Annotated in this window: 2 protein-coding genes; both read right to left on the bottom strand. The window is 71.0% G+C overall.

Annotated features, from left to right (window positions below):
* Positions 1–74 precede the first annotated feature (74 nt).
* Positions 75–884, bottom strand: coding sequence for an ABC transporter permease (locus tag ABZ914_RS50965; protein WP_500201764.1), 810 nt, complete (start codon positions 882–884; stop codon positions 75–77).
* Positions 884–1,757: ABC transporter permease (locus ABZ914_RS50960; RefSeq protein WP_500201763.1), on the bottom strand; the 874-nt coding region annotated here is incomplete at its 5' end. The genes ABZ914_RS50960 and ABZ914_RS50965, both read right to left, overlap by 1 nt.

The raw sequence follows: 1,757 nt of genomic DNA, 5'->3' as shown, positions 1-1,757 counted from the left end.
CGGAGCTCTAGCGGAGCACGAAACAGCCCCTCAACCGTGACGGGGGGTTCCAGGGGGTCGCCCCCCTGGGAAAACTACGCCACGCTGCGGGCGCCGCTGGAGAGGCGCTGGGCTATGTAGATCGGGATGATCGACAGGATGATCAGGGCTGCGGCGAGGACGTTGACGACCGGGGCCTGGTTGGGCCGGAACAGGTTGTCGAAGATCCAGATGGGCAGGGTCTGGGAGCCGGGGCCCGCCGTGAACGTGGTCACGATGATCTCGTCGAAGGACAGCGCGAAGGACAGCAGCCCGCCGGCGAGCAGCGCCGAGCGCAGGTTCGGCAGCGTCACGTACCAGAACGTCTGGAAGGTGTCGGCGCCGAGGTCGGCGGACGCCTCCTCCAGGCTGGTGCCGGTGCGGCGCAGCCGGGCCAGCACGTTGTTGTAGATGGTGACGACGCAGAACGTGGCGTGCCCGACGATCACGGTGAAGAGGCCGAGGCCGATGCCGAGCGGCTCCAGGACGACCTGGAAGGCGTTGCTGAGGGCGATGCCGGTGACGATGCCGGGCAGCGCGATCGGCAGCACCACGACCAGGGAGACGGTCTCGCGGCCGAAGAAGCGGTGGCGGGCGACGGCGAACGCCGCCATGGTGCCGAGGACCATGGCGGCGGCGGTGGCGCCGACGCCGGCCTTGACGCTCGTCCAGACGGCCTGGCGGGCGCCCGGGTTGTCGAGCGCGTGCGCCCACCAGCGTCCGGTGAGGTCCGTCGGCGGCCAGCCGAACGTCTTGTCGGCGTTGACGGAGTTGATCAGCACGACGAGCAGCGGCACGTAGACGACCGCGAGCCCGAGGATCATCACGGCGCGCAGGGCCGTCCGCGCGGCGGGCGAGAGGGTCATCACAGCTCCCTGAGGGCGCCGGTGCGGCGGGCCGCGGCGAGGTAGACCAGCATGATCACGACGGGGATCGTGGCGACGGCCGCGGCGAACGGCAGGTTGTTGGCGGCGCCGATGTTGTCGTAGACGACGTTGCCGAGCAGCTGGCTCCGGCCGCCGACGATCTTGACGGTGATGTAGTCGCCGAGCGACAGCGAGAAGGTGAAGATCGACCCGGCGACCAGGGACGGGAACACCATCGGCAGCATGACCGAGCGGAAGGTGCGCCACGGGCGGGCGCCGAGGTCGCCGGAGGCGTCCAGCAGCGAGTCCGGCAGCCGCTCCAGCCCGGTGTAGACGGGCAGGATCATGTAGGGCAGCCACAGGTAGGCCAGCACGATGATCGTGGCGGTGAGGCCGTATCCGGGGCTGGAGAGCCCGAACGGCTTCAGCGCCTCGTCGGCGAGGCCGCCGTGCGCCAGGATCACCCGCCACGCGTACGCCTTGACGAGGTAGGCCGCCCACAGCGGCGCCAGGATCGCGATGACGAGGTACGGCCGGTACCGGGGCCGGGCCACCTTCGCCATGTACAGCGCCATGGGGAACCCGATGGCGGTGTCGATGACGGTGACGGCCGCCGCGACGCCGAGGCTGCGCAGCGCGATCGTCCGGTAGACGGGCTCGTTCCACAGGTCCTGGAAGTTGGCGAGGGTGAACTGCCGGACGACCGCGCCGGTGAAGGTGTCGGTCGACCAGAACGCGGTGACGAAGATCGCGGCGAGCGCGCCGAGGTAGGCGACCACCAGCCAGGCCAGCGGCGCCGACAGCAGCAGCGACAGCCGCAGCGCCGGCCGGCGGTGCAGCAGCGCCGCCGCCGCCCCGCCGGGGACCCGCGGC

It is taken from the genome of Spirillospora sp. NPDC046719, from assembly GCF_040645715.1.
Lineage (GTDB): Bacteria > Actinomycetota > Actinomycetes > Streptosporangiales > Streptosporangiaceae > Spirillospora.
This window is presented reverse-complemented; position numbering and strand designations above follow the sequence as displayed.

Coding starts and splice junctions, on each gene's coding strand:
- ABZ914_RS50965 (WP_500201764.1), bottom strand. CDS start 884: ATGACCCTCTCGCCCGCCGCGCGGACGGCCCTGCGCGCCGTGATGATC.